Source organism: Haemophilus sp. SZY H53 (assembly GCF_054332375.1).
The window spans coordinates 213,250-226,919 of the sequence record NZ_JBTGNV010000002.1 but is presented as its reverse complement, the minus strand read 5'-3'; the positions used below and the strand labels follow the sequence as shown (position 1 = coordinate 226,919).

16 protein-coding genes are annotated in these 13,670 nt (G+C 39.5%); 15 read left to right on the top strand and 1 reads right to left on the bottom strand.

Going from position 1 to position 13,670, the window contains the following annotated elements; genetic code table 11:
- Positions 1-41: 41 nt before the first annotated feature.
- From ACXVWB_RS03275 to ruvB, 7 genes are all read left to right on the top strand, one after another.
- Positions 42-1,310 (top strand): NRAMP family divalent metal transporter, encoded by a 1,269-nt coding sequence (locus ACXVWB_RS03275; RefSeq protein ID WP_289901349.1) that lies wholly within the window; start codon positions 42-44, stop codon positions 1,308-1,310.
- 101 nt (positions 1,311-1,411) lie between these two features.
- Positions 1,412-1,882 (top strand): dihydroneopterin triphosphate diphosphatase, encoded by a 471-nt coding sequence (nudB, locus tag ACXVWB_RS03270; RefSeq protein ID WP_289901348.1) that lies wholly within the window; start codon positions 1,412-1,414, stop codon positions 1,880-1,882.
- A 36-nt stretch (positions 1,883-1,918) separates the two neighbouring features.
- Positions 1,919-2,659 carry a YebC/PmpR family DNA-binding transcriptional regulator gene (locus tag ACXVWB_RS03265; RefSeq protein ID WP_005697071.1) on the top strand — a complete coding sequence of 247 codons (741 nt, stop codon included), beginning with the start codon at positions 1,919-1,921 and terminating at the stop codon, positions 2,657-2,659.
- Between the two features lie 17 nt (positions 2,660-2,676).
- Positions 2,677-3,111, top strand: a complete 435-nt coding sequence (locus ACXVWB_RS03260) for a hypothetical protein (RefSeq protein WP_289901347.1) — start codon at positions 2,677-2,679, stop codon at positions 3,109-3,111.
- Between the two features lie 50 nt (positions 3,112-3,161).
- Positions 3,162-3,734: a crossover junction endodeoxyribonuclease RuvC gene (gene ruvC, locus ACXVWB_RS03255; protein ID WP_128787639.1), complete on the top strand. Its 573-nt coding sequence runs from the start codon at positions 3,162-3,164 to the stop codon at positions 3,732-3,734.
- A gap of 58 nt (positions 3,735-3,792) precedes the next feature.
- Positions 3,793-4,404 carry a Holliday junction branch migration protein RuvA gene (gene ruvA, locus ACXVWB_RS03250; RefSeq protein ID WP_128788032.1) on the top strand — a complete coding sequence of 204 codons (612 nt, stop codon included), beginning with the start codon at positions 3,793-3,795 and terminating at the stop codon, positions 4,402-4,404.
- Positions 4,405-4,417: 13 nt separating this feature from the next.
- The gene (gene ruvB, locus ACXVWB_RS03245; protein WP_289901346.1) at positions 4,418-5,425 is read left to right on the top strand and encodes a Holliday junction branch migration DNA helicase RuvB; all 1,008 of its coding nucleotides are present in this window, start codon (positions 4,418-4,420) and stop codon (positions 5,423-5,425) included.
- A gap of 55 nt (positions 5,426-5,480) precedes the next feature.
- On the opposite strand, the gene ACXVWB_RS03240 is transcribed toward ruvB, so the two are convergent.
- Entirely contained in the window at positions 5,481-5,792 is a 312-nt protein-coding gene (locus tag ACXVWB_RS03240) for a DUF5339 domain-containing protein (RefSeq protein ID WP_289901345.1), read from the bottom strand.
- A 441-nt stretch (positions 5,793-6,233) separates the two neighbouring features.
- On the opposite strand from ACXVWB_RS03240, the gene ACXVWB_RS03235 reads away from it, so the two are divergent.
- The 8 genes from ACXVWB_RS03235 to tolB all read left to right on the top strand — a co-directional run bounded on the left by ACXVWB_RS03235 (position 6,234) and on the right by tolB (position 13,649).
- Positions 6,234-7,799: a cytochrome ubiquinol oxidase subunit I gene (locus ACXVWB_RS03235; protein ID WP_289901344.1), complete on the top strand. Its 1,566-nt coding sequence runs from the start codon at positions 6,234-6,236 to the stop codon at positions 7,797-7,799.
- Between the two features lie 14 nt (positions 7,800-7,813).
- On the top strand, positions 7,814-8,953 hold the full coding sequence (cydB, locus tag ACXVWB_RS03230) for a cytochrome d ubiquinol oxidase subunit II (protein WP_289901343.1): 1,140 nt from the start codon (positions 7,814-7,816) through the stop codon (positions 8,951-8,953).
- Between the two features lie 112 nt (positions 8,954-9,065).
- Positions 9,066-9,353, top strand: coding sequence for a cyd operon protein YbgE (gene ybgE, locus ACXVWB_RS03225; RefSeq protein WP_128788031.1), 288 nt, complete (start codon positions 9,066-9,068; stop codon positions 9,351-9,353).
- Positions 9,354-9,424: 71 nt separating this feature from the next.
- The gene (gene ybgC, locus ACXVWB_RS03220) at positions 9,425-9,853 is read left to right on the top strand and encodes a tol-pal system-associated acyl-CoA thioesterase (protein WP_225852609.1); all 429 of its coding nucleotides are present in this window, start codon (positions 9,425-9,427) and stop codon (positions 9,851-9,853) included.
- A 20-nt stretch (positions 9,854-9,873) separates the two neighbouring features.
- Positions 9,874-10,560 (top strand): protein TolQ, encoded by a 687-nt coding sequence (gene tolQ / locus ACXVWB_RS03215; RefSeq protein ID WP_049356471.1) that lies wholly within the window; start codon positions 9,874-9,876, stop codon positions 10,558-10,560.
- A 78-nt stretch (positions 10,561-10,638) separates the two neighbouring features.
- Entirely contained in the window at positions 10,639-11,058 is a 420-nt protein-coding gene (gene tolR, locus ACXVWB_RS03210) for a colicin uptake protein TolR (protein WP_014064913.1), read from the top strand.
- Positions 11,059-11,076: 18 nt separating this feature from the next.
- A complete protein-coding gene (tolA, locus tag ACXVWB_RS03205; RefSeq protein ID WP_128787636.1) occupies positions 11,077-12,324 on the top strand; it encodes a cell envelope integrity protein TolA in 1,248 nt (415 codons plus the stop codon).
- Between the two features lie 41 nt (positions 12,325-12,365).
- Positions 12,366-13,649, top strand: a complete 1,284-nt coding sequence (gene tolB, locus ACXVWB_RS03200) for a Tol-Pal system beta propeller repeat protein TolB (protein WP_128787635.1) — start codon at positions 12,366-12,368, stop codon at positions 13,647-13,649.
- Positions 13,650-13,670: the final 21 nt, after the last annotated feature.

Here is a 13,670-nt window from a genome sequence, read left to right as displayed (position 1 = left end):
GACCTTTTTCGATTTATGATTAATTTATAAGAGAACATTTTATGAGTGAAGTTTCAACTCCAGTAGAAAAATCAACGTGGGCGAGTAAATTCTCTGCCTTAGGCCCGGGCATCGTGATGGCATCAGCAGCTGTTGGTGGTTCGCATATTATTGCATCTACCCAAGCGGGTGCGATCTATGGTTGGGAATTAGTGAGTATTGTTATTCTTGCTAACTTATTTAAATATCCTTTCTTCCGTTTCGGTGTTCAATATACCCTAGATACCGGTAATACGTTGTTAGAAGGTTACCGTCAAAAAGGGAAGTTCTACCTTTGGTTATTCCTTGCTTTAAACGTTTTTGCCACAGTGATTAATACCGCTGCAGTGGGATTATTAACAGCCGCAATTTTAACCTTCATTACGCCAATTCCTCTACCAATGCCAGTATTAAGCTCATTAGTGATTCTTGTGACAACCGGCATTTTATTGTTGGGTAAATATCGTTTATTAGATAGTTTATCGAAAATCATCATGATTGCTTTAACGGTAACAACCGTGAGCGCTGTCGTGATTGCTTTTATGCGTAACGGGATTAATGGCGTAGCCACACCTGATTTTGTAGCACCTTCTCCATGGGAATTAAGTAAATTAGCGTTTTTAGTGGCCTTAATGGGCTGGATGCCTGCACCAATTGAAATTTCTGCTGTTAACTCTATGTGGGTGGTGGCAAAACGTCGTCTAACGAAAGTATCTTATGAAGATGGTCTATTTGATTTCAACGTGGGTTATATCGGTACAGCAATTTTAGCTGTCGTATTCTTAGCGCTTGGTGCATTGGTGCAATATGGTTCTCCTGAAAGCGTAGAGATGGTTGGTGGAAAATATATCGCACAACTTATCAATATGTATGCAAGTACTATCGGTGAATGGTCTCGCTTATTAATTGCAGTCATTGCGTTCATGTGTATGTTTGGTACAACAATTACAGTAATTGATGGTTACTCTCGTACAAATGTTGAATCTTTGCGTATCTTATTCGGTAAACAGGAAAGCTCTGTGAGAATTCTTAATATCGGTATGATTTTTGCGGCATTATCTGGTTTAGCGATTATTTTCTACTTTAATAATGCAGTAGGCCCAATGTTGAAATTCGCGATGATTGCTTCATTTGTTTCTGCACCAATCTTTGCTTGGTTGAATTTATCTCTGACTAAGCACGCGAAACATAGTGTAAAAGGCGGCTTATTGTGGTTATCCCTTATCGGTTTATTCTACTTAACAGCCTTTGCAGGCTTGTTTATCGCCCAACAAGCTGGCTGGTTAAACTAAAATAATTGAGATAATTACCACGCTTTAGTTTTAAAGTGCGGTAATTTTTTTGAAAGTTTTTAGTAGAAAAGGTATGATGCTGCCCATTCTCAATTATGTAGATGACGAGCTTGAAATATAAAAATAATCAATCGGTTCTCGTGGTAATTTATGCGGAAAGCACGCATCGTGTTCTTATGCTTCAGCGCCAAGATGATCCCACCTTTTGGCAATCCGTTACGGGGACATTGGAAACCAACGAAACACCAAGAGAAACAGCAATTCGAGAAGTTTGGGAAGAAGTTGAATTAAAAATAGAAGAAAATTCGACCGCACTTTTTGATTGTAAAGAGAGTATAGAATTTGAAATTTTCCCGCATTTCCGCTATAAATACGCACCGAATGTGACTCACTGTCATGAACATTGGTTTTTATTGGCAGTTGAGCAGGAATTTGAACCGATATTAAGTGAGCATTTGGCGTATCAATGGGTTTCACCAGAGCATGCGATCCAAATGACGAAATCGCCGAATAATGCCGAGGCCATCAAAAAATATTTGATGAACGGCTTTCCTCTATATAAGAGGATTTAATTTAAAAAACGTTTTTAAGATAAGAAGGAAAACAACATGGCAGGCCATAGTAAGTGGGCAAATATTAAACACCGTAAAGCCGCACAAGATGCGCAACGCGGTAAAATTTTTACAAAATTAATTCGTGAATTAGTCACTGCTGCAAAAATTGGTGGCGGTGATGTCAGTGCGAACCCGCGTTTACGTGCGGCAGTAGATAAAGCCTTATCGAGCAACATGACTCGCGATACCATTAACCGTGCGATTGAGCGCGGTGTGGGCGGTGGTGATGACACCAATATGGAAACAAGAATTTATGAAGGTTATGGTCCGGGTGGAACTGCTGTGATGGTTGAGTGTCTAAGTGACAACGCAAATCGAACCATCTCACAGGTTCGCCCAAGTTTTACTAAATGTGGTGGTAACTTAGGGACAGAAGGTTCTGTGGGCTACTTATTCAGCAAAAAAGGCTTGATTTTAATTAGCCAAGGTGAAGAAGATGCGTTAATGGAGGCGGCAATTGAAGCCGGTGCAGATGATGTTCAACCACAAGATGATGGTTCATTTGAAATCTATACTGCGTGGGAAGATTTAGGTTCGGTGCGCGATGCAATCGAAGCAGCAGGATTTAAAATTGATAACGCAGAAGTGACAATGATTCCATCAACAACAGTTGATCTTGATCTTGAAACTGCGCCTAAATTGTTGCGTTTAATTGACATGTTAGAAGACTGTGACGATGTACAAAACGTATATCATAACGGTGAAATTAGTGATGAAGTTGCAGCTCAACTGTAATTTTAAGGAGATTTAGAATGAAATTTGCTAAAGTATTACCAGCAATGGCCGCGCTTGTTGTTTTATCAGCTTGTGCAAGCGAAGCACCAAAAGTAGAAAACAAAGCAGAGCAAACTGCAGCACCTACTGTAACGGATAAAACAGTCGTTTATACTTGTAACAAGAAAACGGTAACTGCAGTTTACCAATTCGAAAACCAAGAACCAACAGCAGCAATGGTGATGGTGGGTAACAAAGTTATCGCGAAAGATTTTGCTCGTGATGCAGCTCAAAAAGACTTCACTTCATTTACGTCAGGAAAATATGTTTGGAACGTAGATAGTGGTTTAACTTTAGATAAATTTGATTCTGTTGTGCCAGTAAATCTTTTAATTAAAGGTAAAAAAGCAGACAAAATTGTTGTGAAAAACTGTGATGTAGATGCAAAAGCAACTGCAAAAGCAAACCAATAATTAACGCTAAAAACGGCCGGCATTGACCGGCCGTTTATTTTTGAGAATTTATGAGTATTATTTTAGGTATTGATCCTGGTTCTCGTGTAACGGGTTATGGTGTGATTCGACAAAATGGTCGCCATTTAGAATATCTCGGCAGTGGCGCCATCCGCACACAGGTAGAAGATTTACCTACTCGATTAAAACGAATTTATGCTGGCGTGACAGAAATCATCACACAATTTCAGCCTGATATGTTTGCTATTGAACAAGTGTTTATGGCTAAAAATGCGGATTCAGCTTTAAAACTGGGGCAAGCACGTGGTACAGCGATTGTGGCAGCCGTCAACCATGATTTACCTGTATTTGAATATGCGGCTCGTTTGGTGAAGCAGACTGTCGTAGGGATTGGTTCTGCAGATAAAGTTCAAGTACAAGATATGGTGACACGAATTTTGAAGCTCTCAGATAAGCCTCAGGCAGATGCAGCAGATGCTTTAGCTATTGCGATTACACATGCCCACACCATTCAACATTCTTTGCATATTGCTAGCTCGGTCAAAACCACAGAAACACACGAAAAAATGACCGCACTTTTAAGAACAAGGTACAGCCGAGGTCGATTTAGATTAAAAATTTAACTGGATTAATGTCCAGTTTTATTTTATGCTATGCAAAATTTTTTTACATGAAAATCGTATGATCGGTCGTTTAAAAGGCATCTTATTAGAAAAACAACCTCCTGAAATTTTGTTTGATGTACAAGGCGTCGGTTACGAATTATTGTTACCGATGACCAGTTTTTATGACTTACCTGAAATCGGGCAAGAAACTACTTTATTTACCCATCTTGTTGTGCGTGAAGATGCTCATCTTCTTTTTGGATTCGCCCAAAAAACTGACCGCACTTTATTCCGTGAATTAATTAAAACCAATGGTGTTGGACCTAAATTGGCACTCGCGATTTTATCAGCGATGTCAGTAGAGCAGTTTGCTTACGCTATTGAACGAGAAGAACTATCGAAATTAGTTAAAATTCCAGGTGTGGGTAAGAAGACGGCTGAACGTTTATTGGTAGAGTTAAAAGGGAAGTTTAAAGATGTTCGCCAAAGCGATTTCTTTGTAGAGAGTAAGCATATTCCTTCAACTTCAGAATTGCGCCAAGCTGAAAGCTCAGCTGATGAAGCGGTTGCTGCATTAGTTGCATTAGGTTATAAACCAACCGATGCTGAAAAAATGGTGAAAAAAGTCGCTAAAGCGGATTTAAGCAGTGAGCAATTAATTCGCGAAGCTTTAAAAGCCGCATTATAAAGATTAAACAGATATGATCGAAGCAGATAGAATTATTAGCAGTCAGGCAAAGATGGATGAAGATGTCATCGATCGTGCGATTCGTCCAAAGCTTTTAGCGGACTATGTGGGACAGCCACAAGTGCGAGAGCAAATGGATATTTTCATTCAGGCGGCAAAATTGCGTCAAGATGCCTTAGATCATCTTTTGATCTTTGGTCCTCCAGGTTTAGGAAAAACGACGCTAGCTAATATTGTGGCGAATGAAATGGGGGTGAATATTCGCACAACATCAGGTCCAGTTCTTGAAAAAGCTGGCGATTTAGCGGCAATGCTGACCAATCTTGAACCCCATGATGTGTTGTTTATTGATGAAATTCACCGTCTTTCCCCTGCGATTGAAGAAGTGCTTTATCCGGCAATGGAAGATTATCAGTTGGATATTATGATCGGTGAAGGCCCTGCTGCACGCTCAATTAAATTAGACTTGCCACCTTTCACATTAATTGGTGCAACAACTCGAGCGGGTTCTTTAACTTCGCCACTACGTGATCGTTTTGGTATTGTTCAGCGTTTAGAATTTTATTCCGTTGAAGATTTAACTTCTATTGTGACAAGAAGTGCCTCTTGCTTAAATCTGGAATTAGAAGATAAAGCCGCTTTTGAAGTGGCGCATCGTTCACGTGGTACGCCTCGCATTGCAAACCGTTTATTGCGTCGCGTTCGAGATTTTGCTGATGTGCGTAATAATGGCATTATTTCGGCAGACATTGCGAAACAAGCGCTTTCAATGTTAGATGTAGATGATGCGGGCTTTGATTACTTAGATAGAAAATTGCTTACCGCAGTGATTGAACGTTTTGATGGTGGACCAGTTGGGGTAGATAACTTGGCAGCAGCAATAGGTGAAGAACGAGACACTATCGAGGATGTTTTAGAACCTTACTTGATTCAACAAGGATTTTTACAGCGAACTCCTCGAGGCCGGATTGCTACTTCGTTAACTTATCGACACTTCGGGCTTCAGAAGCCGTCAGAATAAGACAGATAAAAAAGGACATATTGATATCAATATGTCCTTTCTTTTTGAAACCTGCTTAGTTAGTTTCTTCAGTATAGTTCTTCATGCTATTTAATCTTGCTAAACCCACATCGCAGCTTTTTTGTTGAGTCGCTAATTCCATTTCAAGAATTTGCTGTTTGCTTTGATTAAGTTTACTTTTGATTTTACCGACTTGAGTATGAGTGCCAGGCTGTTTTTCTGCTTGAGCAATCAAATTTTCTGTTTCTTTAAATAACTGTAAACATTGCTGTGGAAATACAGCTTTACTTTCTGCTATAGGTGCTGCAGTAGCAGATAATGCAATAGAACCCAAAAGAGCGGTCAATATTTTATAAATTTTTTTCATTGTTAATCCTAACAAAAGACTTTTACAGAGTGCTTTTTGGGAAAATACCAAAATTTTACAATATTGTCTAGCATTTCTTAGATAAGTTGGGTTTTCTAATTAAATACAACTGCTGAGATGGGTAAAAAGACATCATATTCTATATAGATCAATTTTGATTGCTTTACATATAATGGGGTATTTTGTAATTTATATCAAAAATGTGATCAAACTAACAATTTTTGCTATTTTTTATCCTTATAAATAGTAGTAGAATAGACGCCAGTTCTGAGTGTTTACATTATAATTAGGTAAAGCTCTTTTTCTAAACAAAAGGGCGATTATCGTGTAAATAGTTCAAGCTTGCTTGACGCATTGTGTTGAGTCTTTAGGGGTGGTTATTTTAGGTTATCCTTGGTAATCATAAAGTGAAAATCTTGTAGGTTTATACAAGGAGTTGAGATGTTAGACGTTGTTGATCTCTCACGCTTGCAGTTTGCATTAACTGCGTTATATCACTTCATTTTTGTACCATTAACATTAGGTTTATCTTTCGTTCTTGTGATCATGGAAACCATTTATGTTAAAACGGGCAAAGAAGTATATAAAGATATGACTAAATTCTGGGGTAAGTTATTTGGTATTAACTTTGCTCTAGGGGTAACGACCGGTATTATCATGGAGTTCCAATTCGGGACAAACTGGTCTTATTATTCTCACTATGTAGGTGATATTTTCGGTGCGCCATTAGCGATCGAAGCATTACTTGCGTTCTTCTTAGAGTCCACTTTCGTGGGTTTATTCTTCTTCGGTTGGGATCGTTTAACTAAAGGTAAACACTTACTCGCAACTTACTGCGTAGCCTTTGGTTCAAACCTTTCTGCGATGTGGATTCTAGTCGCGAATGGTTGGATGCAACATCCGGTAGCGGCAGAATTTAACTTTGAAACCGTTCGTATGGAAATGACCAGCTTCTTAGATCTTTGGTTAAATCCGGTTGCGCAAAGTAAATTTTTACATACATTAACAGCAGGTTATACAACCGGTGCAATGTTTGTATTAGGTATCAGTGCATTCTATTTATTAAAAGGTCGCGATATCGGTTTCGCTAAGCGTTCATTCTCTGTAGCGGCAACTTTTGGTTTTATCGCTGCATCAGCGGTATTAATTATGGGTGATGAATCAGGTTATGACATCGGTAAAGCACAACCTGTGAAATTGGCTGCAATGGAAGCTGAGTTTGACACTCATGCAGCACCAGCACCATTCCATCCAGTTGCAATTCCAAATACCGCTGAAATGAAAAATGATTTTGCGATTGAAATCCCTTACTTGGGTGGTTTAATTGCAACGCGTTCTTTAGACACTGAAATTGTTGGTTTGAAAGACATTCAAGCGAAAAATGAAGGTCGTGTTCGTAACGGTATGGTTGCTTATGATTTATTCACGCAATTAAAAGCAGAGAAAAAATCAGCAGGTCAAGTAAATCCAGAAACTAAAGCAAAATTTGATGAAGTCAAAGGTGATTTAGGTTTCGGTTTATTATTAAAACGTTACACAGATAAAGTTGTTGATGCAACGGATGAACAAATTAAACAAGCAGCACGTGATACTATTCCAAACGTAGGTCCTAACTTCTGGGCATTCCGTGGTATGTTAGCCGCAGGTGGTTTAATTATTTTACTGACCTTTAGTGCATTTGTTCAGAATTTACGTAACAAAGTGACTTCTTCTCGCTTATTACTTAAAGCATTGCTTTGGAGTATTCCATTGCCATTCTTAGCGATTGAATTTGGTTGGTTCTTAGCTGAATTTGGTCGTCAACCATGGGCGATTTATGAAGTATTACCGGTGGGTGTGTCTGCCTCTAACTTGAGTGTAGGTGACTTATGGTTCTCTATCGGTTTAATTTGTGTACTTTACTTCTTCTTCATTATTGCGGAAATGTATTTGATGTTTAAATATGCACGTTTAGGTCCAAGTGCATTGAAAACCGGCAAATACTATTTTGAGCAATCATCTAAATAAGCAGGAGATGGATTATGCTTGATTATGAAATTCTACGTATTATTTGGTGGGTGCTAGTTGTTGTATTGCTTATCGGTTTCTCTGTAACAGATGGATTCGATATGGGCGTGACCGCACTTTTACCCGTAGCAGGTAAGAAAGAAGTAGAAAGACGTATTATGATTAACTCTATTGCTCCACACTGGGATGGTAACCAAGTTTGGTTATTAACTGCTGGTGGTGCAATCTTCGCGGCATGGCCGATTGTTTATTCTGTAGCGTTTTCAGGCTTCTATATTGCCTTATTCCTTGTATTAGCCGCGTTATTCTTCCGTCCAATTGGTTTTGAATATCGTGCAAAAATTGATAATCCAACATGGCGTGCTGTGTGGGATTGGGGCTTATTTGCGGGCGGTTTTGTACCTGCATTAGTATTCGGTGTGGCATTTGGTAATTTATTACAGGGTGTACCATTTGAATTAAATGAGCTTTCCCAAGCAACTTATACGGGTTCTTTCTTTGCATTATTAAACCCATTCGCATTACTTTGTGGTGTGTTAAGTCTTGCAATGTTAGTCACTCACGGTGCGAACTGGTTACAAATGAAAACCACTTCAGCATTGCGTGATCGTGCAAGAGCAATTACACAAATCGGTGCATTAGTCACATTAATTACTTTTGTATTGGCAGGGTTATGGCTTTCTTTCAAAGATGGTTATGTGGTGACGAGCACTATTGATCACTTTGCTGCATCTGCGCCGACCTCTGGTAAAGAGGTAGTTGTTGAAGTTGGAGCATGGTTTAGAAACTTCAATGAAAATCCAGCTTTATGGGCATTCCCTGTATTAGCTGTGGTTGGTGCATTATTGAATGTGGTTGCATCTAAAGCAAATCGTTGTGGTTTTGCGTTCTTCTTCTCTGTATTAACAATGGCGGGTGTAATTATTACTGCGGCAGTATCAATGTTCCCATTTGTAATGCCTTCAAGTACTCACCCTGAACAAAGTTTGTTAATGTGGGATGCAACGTCAAGTGAATTAACATTAACCTTAATGTTCTACTTGGCATTAGTATTTGTTACCATCTCATTGCTTTATACCATTTGGTCATACTACAAAATGTTTGGTCGCTTGGATGAAAACTTTGTTGAAGACAACAAAAACTCATTATACTAAGGAGAAACAATATGTTATATGTAATTTGGGTAGTGGGTGTGTTGGCTGCAGTTATGGTGAGTGCTAAATTAACCATTAGTAAAGAAACGTCAGGTAAATTTGACGAGTAATGATGATTTATTCACTCTATCAATTAAGTAATAAGGGTTCCTTGCGGACCCTTTCATTTATTTTAGCGTTATTTTTAACTGCGGCTTTCTTTTTAAATTTAAGTCAATTTTCAACCGCACTTCGAACCGCTCATCCTGCTTGGATACTTGCAATCTTTTGGGGATTGATTAATTTATGGATTCACGGGATTGGATTTGATATTCGTCGGGCAATATGGCAGCTTGTTTTCTTGCCCTTTATTGGTTATTTCACCACAATAATTGCCATTGTTCAGCATTGGTTTTTATAGGAGCGATAGACAAATATTATTATTTGGATCTTGCACATCTTATGAACAGGTTCTAAAATAAGCGGCTTGTTATGGCTGATAATTTGAGCATTATTTTGAATAACCAATGTTTTACCTTTCCTGTTCGTGTTTATTATGAGGACACGGATGCTGGTGGAGTAGTGTATCACGCACGTTACTTACATTTTTTTGAACGTGCGCGAACTGAATATTTAAGAACGCTTAATTTTTCTCAACAATCATTATTGCAGGAACAACAATTAGCTTTTGTGGTCAAAACCATGTCTATTGACTATTGTATTCCAGCAAAATTGGATGATTATCTTATTGTCGAAACTGAAATAACGGTAGTGAAAGGGGCGACAATCCTCTTTGAACAGCGGTTAGTTCGTGATACGGTGATGTTATCAAAGGCTACTGTTAAGGTAGCCTGTGTTGATCTAGGCAAAATGAAACCTGTCGCAATTCCTGAAGAATTAAAAGCGGCATTTTTAAAGTAAATAACTTTTCGGAGTATGCAATGACTGCAGAATTGAACTTTTTAGATCTTTTTCTAAAAGCGAGTATCGTTGTTCAACTTGTAATTGTGATCTTAATTTCGTTCTCAATTATTTCTTGGGCAATCATCATTCAACGTAGCCGTATTTTGACGAGTGCGTTAAAAGAAGCGAACACTTTTGAAGATCGTTTCTGGTCTGGTGAAGATTTAAATAAACTTTATGATGGTTTATCTAATCGTCGTGAGGTATTAACAGGTAGCGAACAAATTTTCTTTGTCGGCTTTAAAGAATTCTCTCGCTTAAAACAAGTGAATGCAGATGCGCCAGAAGCAATTATCAAAGGTACGACTCGTGCAATGAACCTTGCGATGAATCGTGAAGTAGAATCCCTTGAAAGTCGAGTACCTTTCTTAGCAACAGTGGCTTCTGTAAGTCCATATATCGGTTTATTTGGTACCGTTTGGGGGATCATGCACGCATTTATGGCATTAAGTGGTGCGAAACAAGCAACATTACAAATGGTTGCTCCAGGTATCGCAGAAGCCTTGATCGCAACAGCGATCGGTTTGTTTGCGGCAATTCCAGCTGTAATGGCGTATAACCGTTTAAGCTTACGTGTAAATGCGATTGAACAAAATTATGGTAACTTCATTGATGAATTCACCACAATTTTACATCGTCAAGCTTTTGGTAAAGCGCCCCATTAAAAATAAATAAAAAATTGACCGCACTTCATAAATAAAACGAAAAGTGCGGTGGATTTTAGCGAAGTTTTAGAGGAAATTATGGCTCGTCGTCAGCGTAAAGACATTAAATCTGAAATTAATATCGTGCCATTTCTCGATGTTCTTTTAGTTTTAGTGTTAATTTTTATGGCAACCGCGCCGATTATCAGTCAGAGCGTTCAAGTGGAACTCCCTGACTCGGTGCAAAGTCAAAATGTATCAAATGAAGATAAAACACCGGTTATTTTAGAAGTAGCAGGTATTGGGCAGTATTCGATTTCGATTGGTGGTCAACGCCAAGAAGGCCTTAACGAAGAAATGGTAACCCAATTATCAAAACAAGAATTTGATAAAGACAATAACACAATGTTCTTAGTGGGCGGAGCAAAAGATGTACCTTATGAAGAAGTGATTAAAGCACTGAATTTACTACATCTTGCCGGCATTAAGTCTGTGGGTTTAATGACCAACCCAATTTAAGAATAAGTAGGTAAAACCGTGCAGAATAATCGACGAAAAAAACGTGCAAATGAGTTTGTCATCTCTATTGCGATGCACCTTGCATTGTTTGGTTTGTTGATTTGGAGCTCTCTTTATCAAACCGTTGAAATAATGGGTGGTGGAGAAGGTGAAGGTGATGCCATGGGAGCTGTTATGGTCGATACTGGCAGCGCAGCACAGGAATGGGGACGTATTCAACAACAGAAAAAAGGTCAAACTGATAAACAGAAGAAACCTGAGCCTGTAGTTGAAGAGAAAAAACCAGAGCCTGAACCTGAACCAAATCAGCAAGAAATTGCGAAACAAGAAGAGATTAAGCGTCAGCAGGAAATTCAACGTCAAAAAGAACTTGAAAAACAAAAGCAGCAAGAAATTGAAAAGCAAAAGCAAAAACAGCAGCAAGAGCTTGCTCGTCAAGAGGCGTTAGAAAAACAGAAACAAGCTGAAGAAGCAAAAGCAAAACAAGCTGCAGAGGCAGCGAAGTTGAAAGCGGAAGCTGAGGCGAAACGTTTAGCAGCAGCCGCTAAGCAAGCTGAAGAAGAGGCAAAAGCGAAGGCACAAGCTGAAGCTCAAAAAGCGAAAGAAAAAGCAGAAGCAGATGCTAAAGCCAAGGCTGAGGCGAAAGCGAAGGCAGAGGCTGAAGCAAAAGCCAAGGCAAAAGCTGAAGCAGACGCTAAGGCAAAAGCTGAAGCAGACGCTAAGGCAAAAGCTGAAGCAGACGCCAAGGCGAAAGCGAAAGCTGAGGCCGATGCCAAAGCGAAAGCAGAGGCAGAAGCAAAAGCGAAAGCGGATGCAGAAGCTAAAGCGAAGGCCAAAGCAGATGCAGCAAAACGTAAAGCGGATCAAGCAGCTTTAGATGATTTCATGAACGGTGGTGACATCGGTGGTGGTAGCGCATCTAAAGGTGGTAATGCGAATAAAGGCGGTACACAAGGTAGTGGTGCGGGACTTGGGGCTGGAGACGGTGGCAAGGTCGGTGACCAATATGCAGGTGTAATTAAACGTGAAATTCAACGTCGTTTCTTAAAAGATCCTAGTTTTGCTGGTAAAGTTTGTAGTATTAAAATCCAGCTTGGCCGAGATGGTACTATTTTAGGCTACCAACGTGTCTCAGGACCTGATGATATTTGTACTGCAGCATTAAGTGCGGTGGCAAGAACGAAAAAAGTTCCAGCGGCACCATCTGATGCAGTGTATGAAAAATACAAAGCGCCGACTATCGATTTTGATATCAATGCTCGATAATCGGTTTTAAGAAAGTAACAACGTTAAAATAAGGTGATTAAATGAAATTGATCAAACGTGTTATCGGGCTATTTGTGATGATGTTTGCATTTGTAAGCACAGCAATGGCAGAAGATGAAGTTCGAATTGTGATTGATGAAGGGGTAGATGGGGCTCGTCCTATCGCAGTTGTTCCTTTCGCAGGTTCTGCACCTGAAAATATTGGTCAAATTGTTGCGGATGACTTACGTAATAGTGGTAAATTTAACCCAATTCCAGTAAGCCAAATGCCACAACAACCAACAACTGCAGCAGAAGTGAAACCAGAGGCTTGGACAGCTTTAGGTATTGATGCTGTTGTTGTAGGTCAAGTGACTTCAACGGGTAGTGGTTATAACATTTCTTATCAGTTAGTTGATACTGTGGGCGCATCAGGTACGCCAGGATCCGTACTTGCACAAAATAGCTATACCGTGACTAATAAATGGTTGCGTTACGGTGCGCACACTGTGAGTGATGAAGTATTTGAAAAATTAACTGGTATTCGTGGTGCATTCAGAACGCGTATTGCTTATGTAGTGCAAAAAAATGGTGGATCACAACCTTATGAAGTTCGTGTAGCAGATTACGATGGTTACAATCAATTCATCGTCAATCGTAGCTCACAGCCAATTATGTCTCCAGCATGGTCTCCAGATGGTAAACGTTTAGCTTACGTATCTTTTGAGAATAAAAAATCACAACTTGTTGTACAAGACCTAGGTTCTGGTTCTCGTAAAGTGGTTGCTTCTTTCCCTGGTCATAACGGTGCACCAGCGTTCTCTCCAGACGGTTCTAAACTTGCGTTTGCTTCTTCACAAGATGGTTTATTAAACATTTATGTAATGGGCTCAAATGGTGGTACACCGACTCAATTAACTCGCGGTGCGGGTAATAATACAGAACCATCATGGTCTCCAGATGGTAGCTCAATTCTCTTTACTTCAGATAGAAGCGGTTCACCACAAGTTTATCGTATGAGCGCAAGCGGTGGTGGTGCATCACCAGTTGGCGGTCGCGGTAGTGCGCAAATCAGTAGTGATGGTAAAACACTTGTGATGATCAACGGTAATAATAATGTGGTAAAACAAGATCTCACCAGCGGTAGCTCTGAAGTATTAAGTACATCTTTCTTAGGTGAAAGCCCAAGTATTTCTCCTAACGGTATCATGATTATTTACAGCTCTACACAAGGGCTAGGAAAGGTGTTACAATTAGTTTCTGCAGATGGTCGCTTTAAAGCGAGTCTTCCAGGAAGTAATGGCCAAGTGAAATTTCCAGCTTGGTCGCCATATTTGACTAAATAAAAGAACTCATTGAGGAGAAAT

What these genes read in the sequence shown, in the direction of transcription:
- ybgC (WP_225852609.1), top strand. Translation starts at nt 9,425, where the DNA reads ATGGCTGATAATTTGAGCATTATTTTGAATAACCAATGTTTTACCTTT.
- nudB (WP_289901348.1), top strand. Translation starts at nt 1,412, where the DNA reads ATGACGAGCTTGAAATATAAAAATAATCAATCGGTTCTCGTGGTAATT.
- ybgE (WP_128788031.1), top strand. Translation starts at nt 9,066, where the DNA reads ATGATTTATTCACTCTATCAATTAAGTAATAAGGGTTCCTTGCGGACC.
- ACXVWB_RS03265 (WP_005697071.1), top strand. Translation starts at nt 1,919, where the DNA reads ATGGCAGGCCATAGTAAGTGGGCAAATATTAAACACCGTAAAGCCGCA.
- ACXVWB_RS03240 (WP_289901345.1), bottom strand. Translation starts at nt 5,792, where the DNA reads ATGAAAAAAATTTATAAAATATTGACCGCTCTTTTGGGTTCTATTGCA.
- ruvC (WP_128787639.1), top strand. Translation starts at nt 3,162, where the DNA reads ATGAGTATTATTTTAGGTATTGATCCTGGTTCTCGTGTAACGGGTTAT.
- ruvA (WP_128788032.1), top strand. Translation starts at nt 3,793, where the DNA reads ATGATCGGTCGTTTAAAAGGCATCTTATTAGAAAAACAACCTCCTGAA.
- tolR (WP_014064913.1), top strand. Translation starts at nt 10,639, where the DNA reads ATGGCTCGTCGTCAGCGTAAAGACATTAAATCTGAAATTAATATCGTG.
- ACXVWB_RS03235 (WP_289901344.1), top strand. Translation starts at nt 6,234, where the DNA reads ATGTTAGACGTTGTTGATCTCTCACGCTTGCAGTTTGCATTAACTGCG.
- ACXVWB_RS03275 (WP_289901349.1), top strand. Translation starts at nt 42, where the DNA reads ATGAGTGAAGTTTCAACTCCAGTAGAAAAATCAACGTGGGCGAGTAAA.
- tolB (WP_128787635.1), top strand. Translation starts at nt 12,366, where the DNA reads ATGAAATTGATCAAACGTGTTATCGGGCTATTTGTGATGATGTTTGCA.
- tolQ (WP_049356471.1), top strand. Translation starts at nt 9,874, where the DNA reads ATGACTGCAGAATTGAACTTTTTAGATCTTTTTCTAAAAGCGAGTATC.
- ACXVWB_RS03260 (WP_289901347.1), top strand. Translation starts at nt 2,677, where the DNA reads ATGAAATTTGCTAAAGTATTACCAGCAATGGCCGCGCTTGTTGTTTTA.
- cydB (WP_289901343.1), top strand. Translation starts at nt 7,814, where the DNA reads ATGCTTGATTATGAAATTCTACGTATTATTTGGTGGGTGCTAGTTGTT.
- ruvB (WP_289901346.1), top strand. Translation starts at nt 4,418, where the DNA reads ATGATCGAAGCAGATAGAATTATTAGCAGTCAGGCAAAGATGGATGAA.